21 protein-coding genes and 2 pseudogenes are annotated in these 21052 nt (G+C 72.0%); 14 read left to right on the top strand and 9 right to left on the bottom strand.

All coding sequences use genetic code 11. The features are described from left to right. Positions 1-141: 141 nt before the first annotated feature. From pheS to ACZ55A_RS22025, 5 genes are all read left to right on the top strand, one after another. A complete protein-coding gene (gene pheS, locus ACZ55A_RS22045) occupies positions 142-1266 on the top strand; it encodes a phenylalanine--tRNA ligase subunit alpha (protein ID WP_468842508.1) in 1125 nt (374 codons plus the stop codon). Further along, a complete protein-coding gene (pheT, locus tag ACZ55A_RS22040; protein ID WP_468842505.1) occupies positions 1266-3791 on the top strand; it encodes a phenylalanine--tRNA ligase subunit beta in 2526 nt (841 codons plus the stop codon). The genes pheS and pheT overlap by 1 nt, the downstream gene beginning before the upstream one ends. A 298-nt stretch (positions 3792-4089) precedes the next feature. Then, entirely contained in the window at positions 4090-5337 is a 1248-nt protein-coding gene (locus ACZ55A_RS22035; protein WP_468842502.1) for a PP2C family protein-serine/threonine phosphatase, read from the top strand. A gap of 93 nt (positions 5338-5430) precedes the next feature. After that, a complete protein-coding gene (locus tag ACZ55A_RS22030; RefSeq protein ID WP_468842500.1) occupies positions 5431-6768 on the top strand; it encodes a transcriptional regulator in 1338 nt (445 codons plus the stop codon). A 48-nt stretch (positions 6769-6816) separates the two neighbouring features. After that, positions 6817-7347, top strand: a complete 531-nt coding sequence (locus tag ACZ55A_RS22025) for an NUDIX domain-containing protein (protein ID WP_468842497.1) — start codon at positions 6817-6819, stop codon at positions 7345-7347. A 112-nt stretch (positions 7348-7459) separates the two neighbouring features. Here ACZ55A_RS22025 and ACZ55A_RS22020 read toward each other — a convergent pair whose 3' ends face one another. Next, a complete protein-coding gene (locus tag ACZ55A_RS22020) occupies positions 7460-7717 on the bottom strand; it encodes a hypothetical protein (protein ID WP_468842494.1) in 258 nt (85 codons plus the stop codon). Positions 7718-8085: 368 nt separating this feature from the next. Then, positions 8086-8400, bottom strand: a complete 315-nt coding sequence (locus ACZ55A_RS22015) for a hypothetical protein (protein ID WP_468842491.1) — start codon at positions 8398-8400, stop codon at positions 8086-8088. A 451-nt stretch (positions 8401-8851) separates the two neighbouring features. On the opposite strand from ACZ55A_RS22015, the gene ACZ55A_RS22010 reads away from it, so the two are divergent. Further along, on the top strand, positions 8852-8980 hold the full coding sequence (locus ACZ55A_RS22010; RefSeq protein ID WP_468842489.1) for a hypothetical protein: 129 nt from the start codon (positions 8852-8854) through the stop codon (positions 8978-8980). Continuing rightward, a complete protein-coding gene (locus ACZ55A_RS22005; RefSeq protein ID WP_468842487.1) occupies positions 8944-9240 on the top strand; it encodes a hypothetical protein in 297 nt (98 codons plus the stop codon). The genes ACZ55A_RS22010 and ACZ55A_RS22005 overlap by 37 nt, the downstream gene beginning before the upstream one ends. A 214-nt stretch (positions 9241-9454) precedes the next feature. On the opposite strand, the gene ACZ55A_RS22000 is transcribed toward ACZ55A_RS22005, so the two are convergent. Continuing rightward, the gene (locus ACZ55A_RS22000; protein ID WP_468842484.1) at positions 9455-10456 is read right to left on the bottom strand and encodes a hypothetical protein; all 1002 of its coding nucleotides are present in this window, start codon (positions 10454-10456) and stop codon (positions 9455-9457) included. Between the two features lie 419 nt (positions 10457-10875). On the opposite strand from ACZ55A_RS22000, the pseudogene ACZ55A_RS21995 reads away from it, so the two are divergent. After that, positions 10876-11218: pseudogene (locus ACZ55A_RS21995) on the top strand (P-loop NTPase family protein); the annotation flags it as partial. Positions 11219-11389: 171 nt separating this feature from the next. Here the strand turns inward: ACZ55A_RS21995 and ACZ55A_RS21990 are convergent. Continuing rightward, positions 11390-12259, bottom strand: coding sequence for a 3-hydroxybutyryl-CoA dehydrogenase (locus ACZ55A_RS21990; RefSeq protein WP_468842481.1), 870 nt, complete (start codon positions 12257-12259; stop codon positions 11390-11392). Positions 12260-12418: 159 nt separating this feature from the next. Here ACZ55A_RS21990 and ACZ55A_RS21985 point away from each other — a divergent pair, with 159 nt between their 5' ends. Continuing rightward, the gene (locus tag ACZ55A_RS21985; protein WP_468842478.1) at positions 12419-13657 is read left to right on the top strand and encodes a glycoside hydrolase family 10-like protein; all 1239 of its coding nucleotides are present in this window, start codon (positions 12419-12421) and stop codon (positions 13655-13657) included. A 55-nt stretch (positions 13658-13712) separates the two neighbouring features. Here the strand turns inward: ACZ55A_RS21985 and ACZ55A_RS21980 are convergent, their stop codons facing one another. Both ACZ55A_RS21980 and ACZ55A_RS21975 read right to left on the bottom strand, forming a co-directional pair. After that, positions 13713-13922, bottom strand: coding sequence for a DUF1918 domain-containing protein (locus tag ACZ55A_RS21980; protein WP_468842476.1), 210 nt, complete (start codon positions 13920-13922; stop codon positions 13713-13715). Between the two features lie 280 nt (positions 13923-14202). Further along, positions 14203-15204 (bottom strand): DMT family transporter, encoded by a 1002-nt coding sequence (locus ACZ55A_RS21975; RefSeq protein ID WP_468842473.1) that lies wholly within the window; start codon positions 15202-15204, stop codon positions 14203-14205. Between ACZ55A_RS21975 and ACZ55A_RS21970 the strand changes: the two genes are divergently transcribed. The 5 genes from ACZ55A_RS21970 (at position 15203) to ACZ55A_RS21950 (ending at position 19294) form a co-directional block, all read left to right on the top strand. Further along, positions 15203-16711: an aminotransferase-like domain-containing protein gene (locus tag ACZ55A_RS21970; protein WP_468842471.1), complete on the top strand. Its 1509-nt coding sequence runs from the start codon at positions 15203-15205 to the stop codon at positions 16709-16711. The two genes, ACZ55A_RS21975 and ACZ55A_RS21970, sit on opposite strands and share 2 nt — an antisense overlap. An 86-nt stretch (positions 16712-16797) precedes the next feature. Continuing rightward, entirely contained in the window at positions 16798-17250 is a 453-nt protein-coding gene (locus ACZ55A_RS21965; protein WP_468842468.1) for a GNAT family N-acetyltransferase, read from the top strand. A gap of 65 nt (positions 17251-17315) precedes the next feature. After that, positions 17316-17885, top strand: a complete 570-nt coding sequence (locus tag ACZ55A_RS21960; protein WP_468842465.1) for a histidine phosphatase family protein — start codon at positions 17316-17318, stop codon at positions 17883-17885. 195 nt (positions 17886-18080) lie between these two features. Beyond that, a complete protein-coding gene (locus tag ACZ55A_RS21955; RefSeq protein WP_468842462.1) occupies positions 18081-18911 on the top strand; it encodes a hypothetical protein in 831 nt (276 codons plus the stop codon). Further along, positions 18908-19294: a DUF4333 domain-containing protein gene (locus ACZ55A_RS21950; protein ID WP_468842460.1), complete on the top strand. Its 387-nt coding sequence runs from the start codon at positions 18908-18910 to the stop codon at positions 19292-19294. Before ACZ55A_RS21955 ends, ACZ55A_RS21950 begins: the two co-directional genes overlap by 4 nt. Before the next feature lie 22 nt (positions 19295-19316). On the opposite strand, the gene ACZ55A_RS21945 is transcribed toward ACZ55A_RS21950, so the two are convergent. The 3 genes and pseudogenes from ACZ55A_RS21945 to ACZ55A_RS21935 all read right to left on the bottom strand — a co-directional run bounded on the left by ACZ55A_RS21945 (position 19317) and on the right by ACZ55A_RS21935 (position 21028). Then, complete coding sequence (locus ACZ55A_RS21945; protein WP_468842457.1) at positions 19317-19478, bottom strand: nuclear transport factor 2 family protein; 162 nt, start codon at positions 19476-19478, stop codon at positions 19317-19319. Positions 19479-19539: 61 nt separating this feature from the next. Beyond that, a pseudogene (locus ACZ55A_RS21940) lies at positions 19540-19791 on the bottom strand (Cif family virulence factor); the annotation flags it as partial. 259 nt (positions 19792-20050) lie between these two features. Beyond that, positions 20051-21028, bottom strand: coding sequence for an alpha/beta hydrolase (locus ACZ55A_RS21935; RefSeq protein WP_468842454.1), 978 nt, complete (start codon positions 21026-21028; stop codon positions 20051-20053). Positions 21029-21052: the final 24 nt, after the last annotated feature.

Below are 21052 nucleotides of genomic sequence, written 5' to 3'. Positions count from 1 at the left end.
ACCTTTGGCGCACAGGCATCGCGGGCACACGCGGGCTCGGCATCCGACGTTCGTGATCGACGTTTGTCATCGACGTTTGTGAACGAAGAGCCGAGGCGAAGCGAGCCAAGCCAAGCCAGTCCACCGGAAGCACGGGAAGAGATGTCCGCACCCAATAAGTCGTACGACCCTGTCGAGGTCGAAGCCCTGAAACCGGAAGAGATCGCCGCCCGGCTGGACGAGGCGCTGGCCGCCATCGCCGCCGCGGACGGTCTGGAGGCGCTGCGTGAGGTGAAGGTCGCGCACACCGGCGACCGCTCGCCGCTCGCCCTCGCCAACCGCGAGATCGGCGCCCTGCCCCCGCACGCCAAGGCGGACGCCGGCAAGCGCGTCGGCCAGGCCCGCGGCCGGGTGAACCAGGCGCTCAAGGCCCGCCAGGAGGAGCTGGAGGCGGAGCGCGACGCGCGGGTGCTCGTCGAGGAGGCCGTGGATGTCACGCTGCCCCACGACCGCACCCCGGCCGGCGCCCGGCACCCGCTCACCACGTTCATGGAGCGGGTCGCCGACGTGTTCGTCGCGATGGGCTACGAGGTCGCCGAGGGCCCCGAGGTCGAGGCGGAGTGGTTCAACTTCGACGCCCTGAACTTCGTGCCCGACCACCCGGCGCGCCAGATGCAGGACACCTTCTTCGTACGGGGCAACGGCAGCGAGGGCGATGAGAGCGGCGTCGTGCTGCGCACCCACACCTCGCCGGTCCAGGCCCGTACGCTCGTCGACCGCGAGCCGCCGGTCTACGTCGTCTGCCCGGGGCGGGTCTACCGCACCGACGAGCTGGACGCCACGCACTCCCCGGTCTTCCACCAGATCGAGCTGCTGGCCGTCGACGAGGGCCTGACCATGGCCGACCTCAAGGGCACCCTCGACCACATGGTCCGGGCGCTCTTCGGACCGGACATGAAGACCCGGCTGCGCCCGAACTACTTCCCGTTCACCGAGCCGTCCGCCGAGATGGACATGGTCTGCTACGTCTGCCGTGGCGAGTCCGTGGGCAACCCCGACCGGCCCTGCCGTACCTGCTCCAGCGAGGGCTGGATCGAGCTCGGCGGCTGCGGGATGGTCAACCCCAAGGTGCTCATCGCCTGCGGCGTCGACCCCGAGAAGTACAGCGGTTTCGCCTTCGGGTTCGGCATCGACCGGATGCTGATGTTCCGGCACAACGTGGAAGACATGCGCGACATGTTCGAGGGCGACGTCCGGTTCACCCGGCCGTTCGGGATGGAGATCTGATGCGGGTCCCGCTTTCTTGGCTGCGGGAGTACGTCGACCTGCCGGCGACGGCAACCGGCCGTGACGTACAGGAAAAGCTCATCGCGGTCGGCCTGGAGGTCGAGACCGTCGAGCGCCTCGGCGAGGGCCTCAAGGGGCCGCTCGTCGTCGGCCAGGTGCTGACCATCGAGGAGCTGGAGGGCTTCAAGAAGCCGATCCGCTTCTGCACGGTGGACGTCGGCCAGGCCAACGGCACCGGCGAGCCGCAGGAAATCGTCTGCGGTGCGCGGAACTTCTCCGTCGGCGACAAGGTCGTCGTGGTCCTCCCCGGCGCCGTGCTGCCCGGCGACTTCAAGATCGCCGCGCGCAAGACGTACGGCCGGAAGTCGCACGGCATGATCTGCTCGGGCGACGAGCTCGGCATGGGCGACGACGGCTCGCACGGCATCATCGTGCTGCCGCCGGAGTACGAGGTGGGCACCGACGCCATCGAGCTGCTGGAGCTCGTCGACGAGGTGCTGGACATCGCCGTCACCCCGGACCGCGGCTACTGCCTGTCGATGCGCGGAGTGGCCCGCGAGACCGCGACCGCCTACGGCCTGCCGCTGCGCGACCCCGCGCTGCTGGACGTACCGCCGCCGAACACCGGTGGCTACCCGGTCCAGGTCGCCGATCCGATCGGCTGCGACCGCTTCACCGCCCGTACGGTCACCGGTGTGGAGCCCGAGGCGCGCACCCCCCTCTGGATGCAGCGCCGCCTCCAGAAGGCCGGCATGCGCCCGATCTCGCTCGCCGTGGACATCACCAACTACGTGATGCTGGAGCTCGGCCAGCCGCTGCACGCCTACGACCGGGCCACCGTCGACGGCCCGATCGGCGTCCGCCGCGCCACCCCGGGCGAGCAGCTGACCACCCTGGACGGCACCAAGCGGGTGCTGGACGCCGGGGACCTGGTCATCACCGACAACCGCGGCCCGATCGGCCTCGCCGGAGTGATGGGCGGTGCCAACACCGAGATCGCGGGCGCCGTCGCCGACCCCGGGACGGGTGAGCTCCGCGGCACCACCGACATCGTGATCGAGGCCGCGCACTTCGACGCGATCACCATCGCCCGGACGGCCCGCCGGCACAAGCTCTCCTCGGAGGCCGCCAAGCGCTTCGAGCGCGGGGTCGACCCCGAGGCGACGTCCGCCGCGGCGCAGCGGACCGTTGACCTGCTGGTGCTGCTCGGCGGCGGCACCGCAGGCGAAGGCGTCACCGAGGTCGTCTCGCCCCGCGGGCCGCGCACGATCACCATCCCCGCCAACCACCCGGACAAGGTCGCCGGTGTCGACTACGGCCGGGAGACCGTCGTCCGCCGCCTCCAGCAGGTCGGCTGCGATGTCTACGGGCAGGATGAGCTGGTCGTCACCGTGCCGTCCTGGCGTCCCGACCTCAGCGAACCGAACGACCTCGCCGAGGAGGTCATCCGGCTGGAGGGCTACGAGAACCTGCCCTCCACCCTCCCGAAGCCGCCGGCCGGCCGCGGGCTGACCGAGCGCCAGCGGCTGCACCGCAGGGTCGGCCGGGCGCTCGCCGGGGTGGGCTATGTCGAGGCGCTGAACTACCCGTTCACCGGCTCGCACGTCCTCGACCAGCTCGGCATCGAGCCGGACGACCCGCGCCGCGCGGCGGTCACCCTCGTCAACCCGCTCTCCGACGAGGAGCCCGACCTCCGTACGACGCTGATCCCGGGGCTGCTCGGCGCGCTGCGCCGCAACTACGGCCGCGGCAGCCACGATCTCGCGCTCTTCGAGACCGGTCCGGTCTTCCGGGCGACCGGTGACGAGAAGCCGGCCAGCCGGCTGGTCGTCGACCGCCGGCCGACCGACGACGAGATCGCCTCGCTGGACGCCTCGCTGCCGCAGCAGCCGCGGCGCGCCGCCGTGGTGCTCGCCGGAGGCCGTGAGCAGGCCGGCTGGTGGGGCGAGGGACGCCCCGCAATCTGGGCGGACGCCATCGAGGCGGGCCGGACGGTCGCCCGCGAGGCGGGGGTCGAGCTGATCATCCGTCAGGACCAGCACGCCCCGTTCCACCCGGGCCGCTGCGCGGCACTGCTCGCCCTCGTCGACGGCGAGGAGATCCTGGTCGGCAACGCCGGTGAGCTGCACCCGCGGGTCATCAAGGCGCTCGCCCTGCCGGAGCGCACCTGCGCGATGGAGATCGACCTGGACCGCCTGGAGCGGGCCGGTGCCGGGCCGCTGAAGGCGCCGAAGATCTCCGCCTTCCCGGTCGCCACGCAGGACGTCGCGCTCGTCGTCGACGCCGCGGTCCCGGCCGCGGACGTCGAGGGCGCGCTGCGTGACGGCGCGGGTGAACTGCTGGAGTCGCTGCGGCTCTTCGACGTCTTCACCGGCGAACAGCTCGGTGCGGGCAAGAAGTCGCTGGCGTATGCGCTGCGCTTCCGCGCCGCGGACCGGACGCTGACCGCGGAGGAGGCCTCGGCCGCCCGTGATGCGGCGGTGGCGGCGGCCGTGGAGCGGACCGGAGCGGTGCTGCGGGGCTGAACGGCCCGCCGGCTCGTATGAGGGGCGAGGGCGTGGACGGTGCGAGCCGTCCATGCCCTCGCCCCTTCGGCGTTCGAGCGGGCCGGCGCGGCCTGTTGCGCCTGTGGGGGACGGACGATTCCCACGGAGACGATCCGATTCGTACACCATCACCCCATCGGGTGGTTATTTACCTATCGTCGTGGGATGGGCACCGGGCGTCGCGAGAATCGACGCGGTCGATGCGGCCTGCGTGACCGCGGCAGGGGACCGGACCGACCGGCTCAACGGCTGCCAGGGACCACCGGCTAGGGGGACCATGATCCGAACCTGGGCGCGGGGTGGGGCACGCGCCGGGGTGGCCGCTGCCCGGCGGGCCCTCGTCTTCGTGCTGCCCGGCCTGTGGGTGCTGGGCGTGGTGGGCTGGGAACTGTACGAGCCGACCAGCGGCCAATTGCTGCAACTCCTCGCCGCCGCACCGGCCATCGCCTGCGCGGGCACCGGCCGCCGCCAGTGCGTGGTGCTCGGTGGGCTGTGCGCGCTGCTCGCCCTCGTACCGTTCGGGGCGACGGAGCCCGGGGCCGGACCGGGCACCCGCCTGATGACCTGCGGTGCGATCCTCGCGGTGGTCGCCGCCAGCTATCTGACGGCCGGGCGGCGGCTGCGGCTGGTACGGGAGCTGGAGCGCACCCGGGAGGTCGCCACGGCGGCCCAGCGGGTGCTGCTGCGGCCGTTACCGCGGCGCATCGACGGGATGCTGGTGGCGGCCGACCACCTCTCGGCGAGCGAGGGGGCCGTGGTCGGCGGGGACCTCTACGAGGTCATGGGGACCCGGTACGGCGTCCGTGCGGTCATCGGGGATGTCCGGGGACACGGCCTGGAGGCGATAGGCACGGTCGCCGCGATGCTCGGCAGCTTCCGCGAGGTGGTGCACGACGAGCCCGAACTCACCGGTGTGCTGCGCCGGTTGGAGCGCGCCCACCAGCGCCATCTGCGGGAGCGGGGCCGCGGCGAGCCGCCGGCCGGCGGCGGGGAGGCGGTGAGCCCGCTCGCGGAGGAGTTCGTCACGCTGCTGCTGGTGCAGATCGCGCAGAACGGCGCTGTCACCGCGCTCAACTGCGGCCATCCGTGGCCGTACCGGATCGGCTCCCGGAAGGTCGCGCCGTTCGCGCCGGACGAGCCGATGCCGCCGCTGGGACTCTTCCCGCTGCCCGAGGAGCTGTCCGAGGTGCGGTGCGGACGGCTGGCGCCCGGCGAGGGGCTGTTCCTGCACACCGACGGGGCGGTGGACGCACGGGACGCGGCGGGCGCGTTCTTCCCGCTGACCGGCGAACTGCGCAGCAGCGTCGAGACGGCCGCGGCGCCCTGCGGTCCCGCGCCGTGTGCGGTGGTGGGGGACGTACGGGAGGCATTGCTGCGGCACGCCGGGGGACGGCTCACCGACGATGTGGCGCTGCTGATGCTGTGCAACGACCGGGTACGGCTGCCGGCGCAGGCGACCGGTGCCGGACGGGCGGAGCCCTGTAGTGGCCGGGACTCCTCACACAGCTCTTCACACCCCGTGTGAAGCGGAGTTGACTACGCTCGACCGGCGGAGTGGTCATGTCGACAAGGCCATCGGCCGGTGCCCGGGGCGGGCCCGGCTCACCGGGAGGCCGGTATGGAGCCCAACACCCTGCTCGATGCGATTCTCGACGAGGCCGGTATCTCGCATGCCGGGCTGGCCGCGCGGATCAACCACCTGGGGCGGCGGCGCGGGCTGGCGTTGCGGTACGAACACACCGCGGTGGCACGGTGGTTGAAGGGCCAGCGGCCGCGCGGCCAGGTGCCGGACCTGATCTGCGAGGTGTTTGCCGAGCGGCTGCACCGGCCGGTCGGCCTCGCGGACATCGGGCTGAGCGGACCGGGCCGGCAGCGCGCCACCGACACCCCGCTCTCCGGCTTCGTCGAGCGGGCCACCGCGCTGTGGCGCTCCGACGAGCAGCAGCGCCCGCACATCCTCGACGCCCCGGCCCTCACCGGCACATCGGCGGTCATCCCCGTCTGGGAGTGGGAGAACCCGCCCGAGGACTACGACGTCTCGCGCGACGGACTGACCCGGGTCGGCAAGGCCGACATCGAGATGCTGCGCGCCGCGCGGACCCACTACGAGCAGATGTACCGGAAGGCGGGTGGTATCGCGACCAGAGCACGCATCGTGGGATTCCTCAACTCCGAGGCGGCGCCGCTGCTGCGGGGCAGCTACAGCGATGCGACCGGCCGTCAGCTCCACCGGGCGACCGGCGGGCTGGTCGCGGTCGCCGGCATCTGCGCGTACGACTCGGACGCTCTCGGGCTCGCCCAGCGCTACTTCCATCAGGCGCTGCGGCTGGCCAAGGCCAGCGGGGACCGCGGCCTCGGCGCGTATGTCATCGCGCTGCTGGTCAACCAGTCCCTCTTCGTACGGGAGTACCGCCAGGCGGTGGCCTTCGCGGAGGCGGCGCTGCGGGCCGCGGGTCCGCAGATCACACCGGCGCTCTCCGCGGACCTCTACGCGATGCAGGCCAAGTCCTACGCCCGACTCGGCGACGGCGCGGGTGCGCTGGCGTGCATCCGGCGCGCGGAGGCGGCCGCGGAGCGCATCAGGCCCGGGCTGGAGCCGGCCGAGACGGACTATGTGCAGCCCGGCCTGGTGAACGTACAAGTGGCGGAGGCGCTGCTCAGCCTCGGCGACCTGCGGGCCGCCAGGGAGCAGGCGGACGCCGCCGTCGACACCCCCGCCCACGACCGCGGCCGGGTCCACCGGCTGGCCATGCTCACCCATATCGAGCTGCGCCAAGGCGATGCGGACCGGGCCGTGGCCAATGCCGCGCAGATGACCGAGCAGGCTCGGGGCATGGAGTCGCAACGGCTGCGGGACCGGCTGCGGGCGGTGCGCGAGCATCTGGCGGAGACCGGGAGCGCCGCGACGGACGAGGCTGCCGATCTCATCGACGAGGTGCTGCGCGTTCCGCTGTGACCGGCCTCGTGTCACCTTGCCGGCTCCTCAGCGGAAGGTGGCAGTTACGTGCGTTGGAACAACCTCGGCGAGAAGCCCGTCTACGCGAATCCCTGGTTCCGGGTCAATCTGGCCGATGTGGAGCTGCCGGACGGCAGCCGTCTCGACCACTTCCTGATCCGGATGCGGCCGGTCGCCGCCGCCACGGTGGTCAACGAGTCCCAGGAGGTCCTGCTGCTGTGGCGGCACCGGTTCATCACCGACACCTGGGGGTGGGAGCTGGCCGCCGGGGTCGTCGAGGACGGTGAGGACCTGGCGGCCGCGGCAGCGCGCGAGATGGAGGAGGAGACCGGGTGGCGTCCCGGCCCCCTCCGCCATCTCCTCACGGTGGAGCCGTCCAACGGCCTCACCGATGCCCGGCACCACATCTACTGGTCCGACCAGGGGGAGTACACCGGCCCCCCGCAGGACGCCTTCGAGTCGGACCGGCGGGAGTGGGTGCCGCTGAAGCTGGTCCCCGACATGGTGGCGCGAGGGGAGGTACCGGCCGCCAACATGGCAGCCGCGCTGCTGATGCTGCACCACATCCGGCTGGGCTGAGGCGAGCCGGCCCCGGACCGGCCGGGCAGGCGGAAGCCAGGGGCCCCGTCCCGCCCCTACCCGTCCGGTCCCGTCCGCTCCCTCCCGGCGGTCTCCTACCCGCCGCCCCCGGTCATCGGCCCAGCGCCTGCCACACCGCGATCACCAGCGCCGCGAGCCCCGTGAGCGCGGCGAGGGACGGCAGTGGCCAGCGGGTGCTCTCCAACCGCGTGACACGGGCCTGGAGTTCGCCCGTGTCACGCTCGTACTGCTCGGAGCGCTGGGCGAGCAGCGCGAGTTGGCCGTCGACCCGGGCGGTGCGTACGTCGAGCAGACGCCGCAGCTCCGCTAAGTCGGCGGTCACCGGATCGGTTTCGGGGTGGGCGGTCACAGTCCGCTCCTCATTCCTTCGGTCAGCGAGTTCCTTGGCGCGTACGGGCCTCAGTCAACTGCGCTGCGCCGACGGGCGGGAGCGTGTGCGGTGGGGAGATCCGGGTCTGCGGTTCACACCCCGTGCGAAATGACGCAGAGCGACGGGCCTGACGGGCCGAGGGGGCATTCGCACGGGGTGTGAACCGGGCACTCCGGGCGGGGCGCCGCACACGCTCCCGCCCGTCCGCGTGGGGGAGTTGACTGGAAATCCCCACGGGGGCCGAAGCCGGCGGTCGGGCGCCCGCCGGCCCGGAGTCCGCCCGCCGGTATTCCCCGAGCGGCGGGCGGACCGTCCTCCAGCTCAGCACGCGGAGGATTCTCGCTGTTTCACGGGTTGAAGCGGACGCTGGCGAAGTGAAGACCCCGGCCGGCGTGCCTGCCCGGCTTCAGGCGTGTCGCGGCGCCCGTGCAGTGCTTGTTCGAGTACACGACGAGCGGCTTGTGCGTGAAGTTATGAGGTTCCCTGGCTTGCTGCCCCATCTCGAGGCACTTGTGGTCCGGGGGGTTCTGAACCGCGTAGAACTTTCCCCTGGGTCCCACCCAGATGAACCGGCCCTGTGCGGCCGCCGCCGAGCTGGTGACCAGTGAGGCGGAGAGCACAAGTACCCCAACGGCGGTGACTCCGGTGCGGAACAGGCGCATGACGGCTCCTTGAGGTAGGCGACAAGATCAGCTGCCCCCCATACGGACAACGACACTCGCCGTACAACGACACGCAGCCGATCGGTACGAGTCCCGACAGGCCAGCCCGCTTCAGGGCCCCGGGCCCAGCCGGCCCGGGGCCGCCCCTCCTCCACGGGGGCGGCCCCGGGCGGGCGTTGCTACTCTCGGCGGATGCCGCGCCGGCGGGAAGCAGCAGTCCGGCTCCGAGAGCCGTGGTGGCCACGGCGGTGGCCGCTGCGCTGCGCAATGTACGCATGGATGAACTCCTCCTTGGGCGGAAAGCCCCGTGGTCCGGGTTGGTTGCGGCCCGGCCGAGCTGTTGGAGCCCGGTGGTGCCGTTCCGTTGCGTTCTCAGATTCCGTCCCGGGCAGGTGGAAGAGCGACGTGACTCGGCGTGACCCGAACATCGACAAAGCAGGACAATGACCACATGACGTTACGGATCCACTTCACCGTGGAGGACCTGGCCCGCACCCGCGCGGCACAGGCACCCCGACCGCCACTCGAAGCGGGGATCGCGCTGTGGATGCTGAGGTGGCGCAGGTCCAACGTCAGGTGACGCGGCTGGCCGACCGGTATCAGGCTGCCCCGGGCTGGACACGTCGCCTGGGCGACGACCGCAGGGCGCTGAACCGGTACAACGGGATGCTGCACAACGTCTACGAACAGGTGATCAAGCCGTACTGGCCCCAGATGGACGAGGCAACCTCCGCGGAGCGGATGCAGCACATGCAACGTCTCGTCGAAGGCGGCGTTCGACAGCATGCTGTCCGGCCAGCGCCAGTGAACACGCGACCGTCCTGCGCTCGGCCGGCCTGACCGCCGCGGCGCGTCACCGCAACAGAATGCTCCACACCCTGACCGCCGCCGGGCACTCCGTCCTCCGCGCCGCTTCCTGAAGGTGCTGCATGGGTGTCCGTGTCGCCGTGGCAGGTCCTCCCGTGCCCTCGGGGGCGCGGCCGGGGGCCTGGACCGTAGCGGCTCCAGGCCCCCGCCGGCGGTCAGCGGTGAGAGACACCCCTGACCAGGGTTACTAGGGCTTCACCCGCTTGAACCAGGTGACCGGTTGGCCGGTGTCGGGCGACTGGATGAAAGCCTTAGCGGGGATGGCTATCAAACGCTGTCCGTGGTCGGTATCGCCGCGAACGACGATATAGCCGGTGTAGTACGCGCCGTTGGCCCGGCTCTCCACGGAGACCAGCTTCTGGCCCTGGGGCAGGATCTTGATGGAATCCTCTTCGGTGCTCTGCACTTTGCGGGTGTAGGTGGTGGCGTAGTTGTAGGTGAAACTGGCCTCACCGCCGACTTCGCTCTTGCCGTCACCGATCTTGGGCGTGATCTTTCCGCCTACTGTCCAGCCTTCCGTCACACTCTTCTCGTCCGTCACGGACGCCGAGATCTTCTTGATGAACTCGTCGACCGCCGACGCAGCTCCGGCCTCCTTTCGCACCGGCCACTTGTCGGCCTTGGCGTCGGCGACCTTCCCGACGAAGACGCACGGCGCCGACTGCTGGAAGGAGTCGGACTTCGGGTCCTTGTTGGTCATTTTGCAGTACTGCTCTGCGGTCTGGCCGTCGCCGATGTCGGTGTCCTTGGTGTTCTTGCGGATGTCGTTGCCTTGCGGTGTACCCGCGTCGGGCCAGCCGTTGACCAGCTTTCTGGCGCTCTCGCGCAGCGGCTCAGGATTCTTGTCGTTGTCGGCGTACTTCTGCGCCGCGGCCACGGCATCCTTGATCGCCTGGTCGGCGTCATAGGTCTTCTGAACGTCGGCCAGGGTGAGGTCCTTTTCCAGTTGCGGGTAACCCATCGACGTTTCCGAGTCCGCGGCAGGTGCCCACCTCTGCATCGCAGCGAGAATGTCTTCTTCCTTCTCGTAGACGTTCTCGTCGACCTGAGGCTTCAGCTTGTCGTCGGCCATGGCTGGTGACCCCATGGCCAGCAGGGGCGCCGCGACAAGCGTTGCTGTGGCCAGCGCCGTGACGCTTCTGGCCCTTTGGGTGGTCGCCCTGCGCAGGGCGGAGGTAGTTTTCGCCATGACGGCATCTCCTGTGGTTTCGGCAGGTGTTGAGCTGGGGGGGAATTCCGGGAACTTGCGAAGGAGATTCAATTCGTCGCAGGGGAGCGAGCTGCCATCGCCGACTTACCGGATGCACTCTGGTCAGCGAGGAGCCGGTCGGCGGTCATCGGAAGGAATTCCGCGGCGTCTCCCTGTTCCCGAATTCGCCCGACGATTGCGTACGGAGATTTGCTCCCTTCGTCATCCATGGAGAGCGCAGCCGCTCCCGAGGGGTTCCCCGGACTGTCCGGTAACTTCTGTCGGCTTATGTGAGATGACGCGCCGGGGCCGGCGCAAGGCGACTGCCCCGCACAGCTCGCGGCTCAATTCCGGGAGCACCGGTTCATGCCTGGGCCGCCGGAATTAACTCATGGGGAGGTCGACGCAGGAATTCCGGAACCGGGAACTACGCCCTCGACGCCGGATTTTCACGTGGTGGTGGAGGGCATCCTGTACGCCGACCGCTATGGCGAGATGCTCGCGCAGCTGCGCACCGACCACCGCGGCCGGACTCATGGCTACTACCTTCACGTGCCGTTCGAGCAGACCCTCGGTCGGCATGCCACCAAGCTCGATCTGGCGCACATCGACGCAGCCCAGCTGCGCGGCTGGTACCGGGAACTCGACCTGCTGCCCGGCGGAGGGGAAACCGTCATCGGCGCTGCCAGCTCCCTGAACGAGACTGTCGAGCGCATCATGCTCGACACGGGCCTCGCCGGCCTTCCCGCACTGGACCGCTGACACGAACGGCGGTCGATGCACGGCCGGGTGCGGACTCCGGCGGAAACGCGCCGGACGGTGAAACGACAGTGGGGCCCGCCTCCGTTGTGCAGGAGGTGGGCCCCACTCACGCGCTCTTCGGGGTTCCGGACGGCGCGTCAGGACCGGCGGTTGTGCAGGTCGGGAGTGCGCTCAGTAGGCGTAGAAGCCCGAACCGGACTTCCGCCCCAGCCGGCCCGCATCCACCATCCGCTGGAGCAGCGGGGGAGCGGCGTACAGCGGTTCCTTGTACTCGTGGTACATCGACTCGGCGACCGAGGCGACGGTGTCCAGGCCGATCAGGTCGGACAGTTTGAGCGGGCCCATCGGGTGGGCGCAGCCCAGTTCCATTCCGTTGTCGATGTCCTCGCGGCTGGCGATGCCCGACTCGAACATCCGGATCGCGGAGAGCAGATACGGGATGAGCAGGGCGTTGACGACGAAGCCGGAGCGGTCCTGGGCGCGGATGGCGTGCTTGCCCAGGACGTCCTGGACCATCTTCTCGGCGCGCTTGATGGTCTCCTCGCCGGTGGTGAGGGCGGGGATCAGCTCCACCAGCTTCTGCACGGGGGCCGGGTTGAAGAAGTGGATGCCGATGACCTGGTCGGGGCGGGAGGTGGCGACGGCCAGCTTCACCAGCGGGATCGACGAGGTGTTGGACGCCAGGATCGCGTCCGGCCGGGTGATCACCTGGTCGAGGACCTGGAAGATCTCGGTCTTGACCTGCTCGTTCTCCACGACGGCCTCGATGACGAGATCGCGGTCGGCGAACTCACCGAGGTCGGTGGTGAAGCTGAGCCGGTCGAGCGTCGCATCGCGCTCCGCGGCGGTGATCTTGCCGCGCTCGGCGGCCTTGCCGAGGGAGTTGGTCAAGCGGGTGCGGCCCAGCTCCAGCGCCTCACCGGTGGTCTCGGCGACCATCACATCCAGTCCGGCGCGGGCGCACACCTCGGCGATGCCTGCGCCCATCTGGCCGCAGCCGACCACTCCGACGCGTGCAATGTCGGCAAATGAGTCCGTCACCTCGTGCCTTTCGCTGTTCTTCAGGACCGGCGGTACGCCGTAAGGGTCCGACGCCCGCCTCGGTCCCGACGTTACTCCGCGCGGTGCTGTGCTACGGGGCCCGGGGCAGGCATTCTGAGCCCTCAGAAAGGGATGAAACAGACAATCTGGGGACTTTTGATGCGACGGATGACACGAAGAGGGTTTGCGGTGGCCGCGTTCGGCGCGGCCACCTCGCTGTTCACGGCGGGTGCGGCGGCACCCGCGGCACCCGCGGCGCGCGCGCCGCGCCGCGAGATGCGCGGGATGTGGCTGGCGACCGTCGCCAACCTGGACTGGCCCTCCCGTACGACGCTCACCCCCGCCGAGCAACAGCGCGAACTGCGCGCCCACTTCGACACCGCGGTCAGGCGCCGCCTCAACACCGTCTTCTTCCAGGTGCGCCCCACCGCGGACGCGCTGTGGCCCTCCCCGTACGAGCCCTGGGCCCAGTACCTGACCGGGCAGCAGGGCCGCGACCCGGGCTGGGACCCGCTGGACTTCGCGGTCCGCGAGGCGCATCAGCGCGATCTCGAACTGCACGCCTGGTTCAACCCGTACCGGGTCGCCAACCACACCGACCCGCAGCGGCTGGCACCCGACCACCCCGCCCGCCGGCACCCGCAGTGGGTCGTCCCGTACGGCGGCAAGCTCTACTACAACCCCGGACTGCCGGAGGTCCGCAGCTTCGTCCAGGACGCGATGCTGGACGCGGTCGCGCACTACCCCGTCGACGGGGTGCACTTCGACGACTACTTCTATCCGTATCCGGTGGCCGGCAAGAGCTTCGACGACGATGCGGCGTACCGCGCATACGGCGGCGACTTCGAGAGCCGGGGCGCCTGGCGGCGGGACAACATCAACCGGCTGGTCTACGAGGTGGCCCAGCGGCTCGACCGGGGCGGACAGCAGGAGGGGCGGCGGGTGCGCTTCGGTGTCAGCCCGTTCGCGGTCTGGCGCAATCAGGGCGCCGATGCGCTGGGGTCCCGTACCCAGGCCGGGGTGCAGACCTACGACGACCTGTACGCCGACACCCGCCGCTGGGTGCGCGAGGGCTGGCTCGACTACATCGTGCCGCAGGTGTACTGGCCCCTGGGGACCAAGGCTGCCGACTATGCCGAGCTGGTGCCCTGGTGGTCACGGACCGTCGAGGGCACCGGTGTCGACCTCTATATCGGTGAGGCGCTCTACAAGGCAGGCGACAGCGAACCGGCAGCCTGGAAGGATCCGGCCGAGCTCGCCCGCCATCTCACCTTCGCCCGGGGCTATCCGCAGGTGGGCGGCCATGTCTACTTCTCGGCGAAGGAGGTGGCCAGGGACCGGGCCGGTGCCATGGCGCGGATCGTGCGCGAGCACTACGGCAGCGCGGCACGGGCGTGAGGCCGCCCGCGCGGCCGTAGGGGGCGCGGCCGTGGCGGGATCCGCGCCGGGTCCCTCAGCGGCCGGGGTCGACGTCGGTGCTCTTCGCGTGCCGGACGACCGAGTCAGGGCCGGGCGACACGATCGCCTCATGCCCGTCCTCGGCCCGGACACGGTAGGGAGGATCGCCGTTCGTTCCCAGTACCTCGATGATCTCGACGACGTGGTCGTGATGCCCGACGGTCCTGCCGTGCACCACCAGCCGGTCGCCCTTGGTCGCGTGCATCAGGGGTCCTCCCCGCTTCAGGCGGCCATGTGAGCCGAACGGCCGCCAACGCGACGGCCGAGCGGTTGAACGGCCAACGGTTTCAACGGTTTACGGGCCTGAGGCGGCCCGGACAGCACGAGGTGCCATCGCGGCAAGTTTACGTCCGGAAGCGGGGGGCGCACCTGGGGCGGGAGGTCCGTTTCCGGGGGCGTCCGGGTGGCGGTGGGGCCGGGGCGGTGCGGTGGGGGCCGGGCAGGTCCGTGGCACGGGCGGGTCGTCCGTCCCGGGGTGCGGCGCGTCAGCCTCGGGTGCGTTGGGTGACCGCGATGCAGGCCAGGACGGCCAGTGCCGCCGCGGGGGCGGCCGGGGGCAGCCGTTCGCCGAGGAGCAGGACCGACCACACCAGGGTCAGCAGCGGCTGGGCGAGCTGGAGCTGACTCGCCTTGGAGATGCCGATCGCGGCCATCCCGCGGTACCAGACGACCATCCCGAGGAACTGCGAGCCGAACGCCAGCCACAGCAGGCCGGCCCCCGCGTGCACCGTCAGATGCAGCGGCTCGGTGGAGAGCGCGAGCGCCGCGCCGGGCACGGTCACCGGGAGCGTCAGCACCAGCGCCCAGCCGATCACCTGCCAGCCCGGCATATGGCGGGCCAGCCGGCCGCCCTCCGTATAGCCGGCCGCGCACACCAGCAGCGCCGCGAACAGGAACAGATCGCCGCGGCCCGGCGCCCCGCCGCTCTGCTGCACCGCGAAGCCGATGACGACGGCGGCGCCGGTCAGCGACGCGATCCAGAACGTACGGGAGGGCCGGGCGCCGGTCCGCAGCGCCGAGAAGGCGGCGGTGGTCAGCGGCAGCAGTCCGACCACGACGGCCGCATGGGAGGTGGTGGAGGTCTGTAGCGCGAGGGTGGTCAGCAGCGGGAAACCGAGGACCACACCGCCCGAGACCACCGCGATCCCCGCCCAGTGGCGGCGCTCGGGGACCCGTACCCGGAAGACCATGAGCGCGCCGCCGGCCAGCACGGTGGACAGCACGCTGCGCAGCATCGCCACGGTCCAGGGCCCCATGCCCTCCAGTGCCCAGGCGGTCCCGGGGAAGGTGAGGGAGAAGGCGGCGACGCCGAGGGCGGCGAGGAGGACGCCACGGGTGGCCAGGGTGCCGCGGGCGCCGGGGGCGGTGTCGGGGGAATCCTGTATCCCGGCGGACGGGGCCCCAGAGGGCGGGGCGCTGTGAGCGTCGGTCGCCGGGGTGCTGACCGCTACCCGGGCGGAGGCGATAGCGCTATCGTTGGCTCTCATGCAAGAGCGTAGCAGTGTCGCTGAACTGGCCGCCATCCTCCGGAGCGAGCTGAACCGCTACTCATGTGGAGAGAAGCTGCCATCGAGCCGTGCCCTTGTGGAGCAGCACCGGGTCAGCCCGGTGACCGTCTCCCGGGCGCTCGCCGAGCTGGTGGCCGAGGGCCTGGTCGTCACCCGCCCCGGCTCCGGCGCCTTCCGGGCGGAGCCCCGTACGGAGGCGCCCCGGCCGGTGGACACGTCCTGGCAGGAGATCGCGCTGAGCGCGGAACCGGCCGGCGACCAGGTGCCGCGCAGCGTCGACGCCTCGGGCGTGGTGGCCACCCTTGCCAGGCCCGCCCCCGGCGTCATCGAGCTCAACGGCGGTTACCTCCACGCCGACCTCCAGCCCGAACGCGCCCTGGCCGCCGCCCTGGCCCGGGCAGGGCGCCGCCCTGGCGCCTGGAGCCGGCCGCCGGTGGAGGGCGTACCGGAGCTGCGCGCCTGGTTCGCGCGGGAGATCGGCGGCCCCGGCGGCGCGCTCGCCGCCAGCGACGTCCTGATCACCGCGGGCGGCCAGAACGCGCTGACCGCCGCCTTGCGCGCACTCGCCGCGCCCGGCGCCCCGGTGCTCGTCGAGTCCCCGACCTACCCGGGCATGCTCGCCGTCGCCCGCGCCTCCGGGCTGCGGCCGGTGCCCGTCCCGGCGGATGCGGACGGTGTCCGTACGGACCTGCTCGCCGACGCCTTCCGCGCGAGCGGTGCCCGGCTGTTCGTCTGCCAGCCGCTGTTCCAGAACCCGACCGGTGCGGTGCTGGCGGCCGAGCGGCGGCGCGAGGTGCTGCGGGTGGCCCGCGCGGCCGGGGCGTTCGTGATCGAGGACGACTTCGCGCGGCTGCTCGGCCATGACGATGCCCCCGCGCTCCCGCCGACCCTGATGGCGGACGACGAGAACGGCACGGTCGTCCACATCCGCTCGCTCACCAAGGCCACCTCGCCCAATCTGCGGGTGGGCGCCCTGGCCGCCCGCGGCCCGGTCCTGGACCGGCTGCGCGCCATCCAGGTCGTCGACAACTTCTTCGTTCCGGGGCCGCTTCAGGAGGCCGCCCTGGAACTCGTCGGCTCGCCCGCCTGGTCCCGCCATCTGCGGCTGATCGCCGCGGAGTTGACCGCCCGCCGGAACGCACTGACCACCGCCCTGCGGGCGCAGCTGCCCGCGCTCGTCGAGCGGGGGCCGGGGTACGGGACGGCGTACGGCCGCGATCCGGGGCACGGCGGCGGCCTGTACGTGCCGCCGGGCGGCTATCAGCTCTGGGTGCGGCTGCCGGACGGTACCGACGAGGCGGCGCTGACCGGTGCGGCGCTGCGGGCCGGCGTCGCGGTCGCGGCCGGCCGCCCGTACTTCGCCGCCGAGCCGCCGGCGGCGCATCTGCGGCTGAGCTTCGCGGCGGCGGCCGGCATCGGCGAGCTGACCGAGGGCATCCGCAGGCTGCGTACGGCGTGCGGGGAGAGGGGCGTACGGGTGGACTGAGGGCGTGCGGAACCGGCCGGCCCGCCCCCCGCCCGACCTCGTCCCTCGGTTCGACGGCGCGCCCGCCCTTCTGCGAACCTCCCCGCATGACCGAACACGCCCTCGACGGCTACGAGATCTCCACCGACCCGGCCCGCCTCGACGCCGCCCTGGTCCACCGCTGGCTGTCCACCGACGCCTACTGGGCCCTGGACCGCCCCCGGGCCCTGCATGACCGTGCCGTCGCGGGTTCGCTCAACTTCGGTCTGTACGAGGCGGGTTCCGGGCGGCAGGCCGGCTACGCCCGGGTCGTCACCGACCACGCCACCTTCGCCTGGCTCTGCGATGTCTACGTCTGCCGGGACGACCGCGGCAAGGGGCTGGGTACGGCCCTGGTCACGGCCATCGCCGACCATATGACGCCCTGCGGGCTCAGCCGGCTCACGCTCGCCACCAAGGACGCCCACGGCGTGTACGAGAAGATCGGCTTCCGCAGGCTGGTGGCCCCGGAGCAGTGGATGACCCTCGGGCTGATGGACCCCGGTCCGATCGAGATCTGATCGGGATCTGATCGGATCCCGTCAACCCTGGCAGACGGGGGTGGCGCTGCTCTTACCATCGGCGAATGAGCGTTCGACTGAAGCTGCTCGCCGCGGCCCGTAACTCCTCGCTGCTCGAGACGCGGTTCGACGACGACCGCCCGCTCGACGCGGCCGGATGGTACGAGGCCGAGCGGGCCGCCCCCGTGCTGTGCCGGCTGGCCGCCGCCGAACTGCGCTACTGCTCGCCGTCCGCGCGCTGCCGGGAGACCGGCGACGCGCTGGGCCTGAGCCCGCTCGCCCAGCCGGCGCTGCGCGACTGCGACATGGGCCGCTGGCGCGGCCGCACGCTGGGCGAGGTGACCGCGGCCGAGCCCGGCGCGGTGGAGGCCTGGCTCGCCGACCCGCGTTCCGCCCCGCACGGCGGGGAGTCACTGCTGGCCTTCATCTCCCGGGTCGGCGGCTGGCTGGACACCCGGCCGGTCGAGGACGCCGCCGGTCTGCTCGCGGTCGCCGAACCCGGCGTCATCCGGGCCGCCCTGGTCTACGCGCTCCAGGCGCCGCCGCATGTGTACTGGCGCATCGATGTCCAGCCGCTGTCGGTGACCACCCTGACGGGGCGGTCCGGCAAATGGGACCTCCAGCTGGAGGCCTGAGGCGGTACCGGGGCCATGCGGCCCCGACACTGCGCACCACCCGGAAAGACCATCCCGCCCGTTCCGCTGTCCGGGGCATGCGCACCCGTGTGACCTGCGGAAACAGCAGGCGGGTCGCCGCTTACCCGGTAGTTGGCCCAGGGCGGTGCGCGCTATCGAGGTGCGCACCGCCCGACCGGGCGCTTCGCTCGGAACATGTACATACGCCACATTCCTCTGTACGCGCTGGGGGCCGGCGCCCTGGCGGTCTCCGTCCTGCTCCTCGGCGACGGAGAGGGGGCGGATGCCGCCACCGAGACCGTGACCGACGCGGTGAACGACGCCGCCACCGGCCGCGCCCCGGCCGGTGCGCATGCGGTGGTCGTCCAGCCGGGCACGGTGGCACCGGGCGCCGCCTTCTCCGTCCACGACGGGGGCCGCTGCGCGGGCGGCTCGGCCGAGGCCACCTTCGGCGGCGTGGACATCCCCGCGATGCAGCTCTCCTCGGTCGGCGACCGGACCGGCGGCACCGCGGTCCTGCCCGAGGGCACCGCACCCGGCACATACACCGTCACCGTCACCTGCGGAGGGGCGGCGGGCACCCGGCAGACCCAGGCGGTGTACGAGGGGCAGGGCGCGGGCGACGACGGCCGGAAGACCCTCACCGGCACCCTGCTGGTCTCCGACGGCACCGAGCCCGCCCCGCGGAGCGGCGCCGACGAGAGCACCCTCCAGACCGGCCCGGACGAGAGCACCCTCCAGACCGGCCCCGACGAGAACGCCCTTCAGACCGGCCCGGACGAGAACGCCCTTCAGGACGGCGCCGACGAGGCCGTCCCGCAGAGCGGTGACGACGAGACCTTCGCCCCAAGCGGCGGCGACGACGAGATCGTCCCTCAAGGCGGTTCGCACACCGGCCTGGGCGGGTCGGCCGGCGGCGGCCCCGCGGCGACGGCGCTCGGCGGTGCACTGCTGCTGGGCGCGGCCGGCTGGGGTGCCTTCGCCCACCGCCGGCGCGCCCGCGATCCCCGGGGCGGGCGGCGGTGAGCGCACCCCCGCCACACCGCGGCCCTACCCGTGCCCCCTTCCTCGGCCTGACCCTCGGCCTCGTCACCGTCCTCCTGGCCGCCGGGCTGCTCGCCCTCCTCACCGCCCGGCTGCGCGACCGCGACGCCACCAGCGAGGTCGACGACGGCACCCACACCGTGCCGCGGACCGAAATCGCCAGAAAGCTCAGCGGGCAACTCACCCTGCCGTTCCGCAACGGGCCCGACGCGGTGCACTGTTCCGGCGATCTCCAGCCCGTGCCGGCCGCCGCGGTGCGCTGTACGGCGCACTTCCCCCTCGGCCGGGACCGCCATCTGACCGTCGAGGTCACCCGCGTCCAGCACAACAAGGTCACCTACCGCCGCCGCTCCGTCCCCCACTGACGGCCCGGGACGTGACCCCGCCCTACGGCTTCAGGTCCAGCGCGGCCAGTCCCGACCCGTCCATCAGGAACGGCACCGAGCTGTGGGTGTGCGTGATCTTCCAGTCGCCGTCGATCCTGCGCAGTCCGACGGTCGCCCGGCTCCACAGCTCCACCTCGAACCCGTCCGTCTTCGTCCCGTGCATCAGGCTTCGTCCCGTGCATCAGGTTGATGCTGTGCGCGAAGGCGACGTCATCGCCGACCGTGATCTCCAGCTGGGTCTGCGTCACGTCGACCGGCCCCCGCCAGGTCGCGTACCAGGCCTCCAGGGCCGCTCGGTCGAGTGCTTCCGGGCCCTTGAACTGGAGCGGAGGGGCGAGGCTGAAGTCCACGAGGTCCGGCGTACACGAGGCGAGGAACCGCTCCGCGTCCCGCTCCCGCGTCGCCGCCGCGCGGTCCGCCAGCACCTCCCGGATCCGCGCCTCGTCCGTCGTCCGCTCGGCATCGGTGGTGGTCATCAGGGCTCCTTTCGTCGGCGGGCGCCGCAGCGCTCCCGCATCGGTCCACGACGGGTAGACGGCACCCGGCCCCGGAACTCATCGGCAGCGCGTCGGCGGCTCGCCAGCGGCACGTCGGCGGCTCGTCGGCGGCGGGTGAGGTTCCCGGCCGTGACCGAGCGATCCGCCCGCTCCTGGGCCGCGGAGGCGGTCCGGCGGCCGGCCGAGTACGGCCGGAGGACCGGACCAGCCGGACCAACTCCCTTTGTCCCGCCGCGGTTTACGGTGTGAGCACGGACAGAGCGGTGCGCAGGGCGCCCAGCCAATGGGCCGAGGTGCGGCGGGCCAGTTCGCTCTCCGGGGCGTACCCCTCGAAGAAGTGCCATGCGCCGGGGACGTCCTTGAGCTCGACGGGCACCCCCGCCTCCGTCAGCCGGCGGGCGTAGTCGAGCCCCTCGTCGCGCAGGGGGTCGAGTCCGCAGGTCAGCACGTAGGCGGGCGGGAGGCCGGAGAGGTCGGTGGCGCGGGCGGGAGCCGCGTACGCGGGGACGTCGGGGCCCCGGCCGGGGCCGAGGTAGGTGTCCCAGGTGCGCCGGATGCTGGTGCCGTTGACGATCCGCCGGTCGGTGATCCGCCGCATCGAGGCGGTCCGGCCCCGGTCGTCCAGGCAGGGGATCAGCAGCCCCTGGAAGGCGATCCGCGGCCCCTGGCGGTCACGGGCCATCAGACAGACGGCGGCGCTCAGACCGCCGCCCGCGGACGCCCCGGTGACGGCGATCCGCCCGGTGTCGATGCCGAGTTCACCGGCCGCGGCGGCCATCCACTCCAGCGTGGCGTAGCAGTCCTCGACACCGGCCGGATAGCGGTGTTCGGGCGCCAGCCGGTAGTGGACGTTGACCACCACCGCTCCGGCTTCCGCGCAGGCCGCTCGCGCCATCGGGCTGGGGCCGTCCAGCTGCCCGTACGAGAAGCCGCCGCCGTGCAGGTAGAGCACCCCGGGCAGTACGCCGTCGGCGCCGGCGGGGCGCAGTACCTGTACGTCGAGGGTGTTGCCGTCCGGGCCCGGGACGGTCGTGTGCCGGATGGTGACGCGGGGGTCGTGGGCGGCCATCCGCGGTGCCATCAGCGCCTTGAATCCGGCGCGCAGCGCCTCGACATCGGCGTACGGGTCGGCCGGCCGGTCCGGCAACCCGGCGAAGACCGCGGCCAGTTCGGGATGAACGGAGCGTTCTTCCGGTGTGCTGCTGAGGGTGTCCACTCGCTGCTCCCCGTGGTTCGGCAA

This window comes from Streptomyces sp. NPDC034111, assembly GCF_055575375.1.
The sequence above is the reverse complement of the archived record's forward strand: the minus strand, read 5'-3'. Positions and strand labels throughout refer to the sequence as shown.

Excerpts from the sequence above, each read along its gene's own strand:
- pheS (WP_468842508.1), top strand. The coding sequence starts at position 142 with ATGTCCGCACCCAATAAGTCGTACGACCCTGTCGAGGTCGAAGCCCTG.
- pheT (WP_468842505.1), top strand. The coding sequence starts at position 1,266 with ATGCGGGTCCCGCTTTCTTGGCTGCGGGAGTACGTCGACCTGCCGGCG.
- ACZ55A_RS22035 (WP_468842502.1), top strand. The coding sequence starts at position 4,090 with ATGATCCGAACCTGGGCGCGGGGTGGGGCACGCGCCGGGGTGGCCGCT.
- ACZ55A_RS22030 (WP_468842500.1), top strand. The coding sequence starts at position 5,431 with ATGGAGCCCAACACCCTGCTCGATGCGATTCTCGACGAGGCCGGTATC.
- ACZ55A_RS22015 (WP_468842491.1), bottom strand. The coding sequence starts at position 8,400 with ATGCGCCTGTTCCGCACCGGAGTCACCGCCGTTGGGGTACTTGTGCTC.
- ACZ55A_RS22010 (WP_468842489.1), top strand. The coding sequence starts at position 8,852 with ATGACGTTACGGATCCACTTCACCGTGGAGGACCTGGCCCGCACCCGC.
- ACZ55A_RS22000 (WP_468842484.1), bottom strand. The coding sequence starts at position 10,456 with ATGGCGAAAACTACCTCCGCCCTGCGCAGGGCGACCACCCAAAGGGCC.
- ACZ55A_RS21985 (WP_468842478.1), top strand. The coding sequence starts at position 12,419 with ATGCGACGGATGACACGAAGAGGGTTTGCGGTGGCCGCGTTCGGCGCG.
- ACZ55A_RS21980 (WP_468842476.1), bottom strand. The coding sequence starts at position 13,922 with ATGCACGCGACCAAGGGCGACCGGCTGGTGGTGCACGGCAGGACCGTC.
- ACZ55A_RS21970 (WP_468842471.1), top strand. The coding sequence starts at position 15,203 with ATGCAAGAGCGTAGCAGTGTCGCTGAACTGGCCGCCATCCTCCGGAGC.
- ACZ55A_RS21975 (WP_468842473.1), bottom strand. The coding sequence starts at position 15,204 with ATGAGAGCCAACGATAGCGCTATCGCCTCCGCCCGGGTAGCGGTCAGC.
- ACZ55A_RS21965 (WP_468842468.1), top strand. The coding sequence starts at position 16,798 with ATGACCGAACACGCCCTCGACGGCTACGAGATCTCCACCGACCCGGCC.
- ACZ55A_RS21960 (WP_468842465.1), top strand. The coding sequence starts at position 17,316 with ATGAGCGTTCGACTGAAGCTGCTCGCCGCGGCCCGTAACTCCTCGCTG.
- ACZ55A_RS21955 (WP_468842462.1), top strand. The coding sequence starts at position 18,081 with ATGTACATACGCCACATTCCTCTGTACGCGCTGGGGGCCGGCGCCCTG.
- ACZ55A_RS21945 (WP_468842457.1), bottom strand. The coding sequence starts at position 19,478 with ATGCACGGGACGAAGACGGACGGGTTCGAGGTGGAGCTGTGGAGCCGG.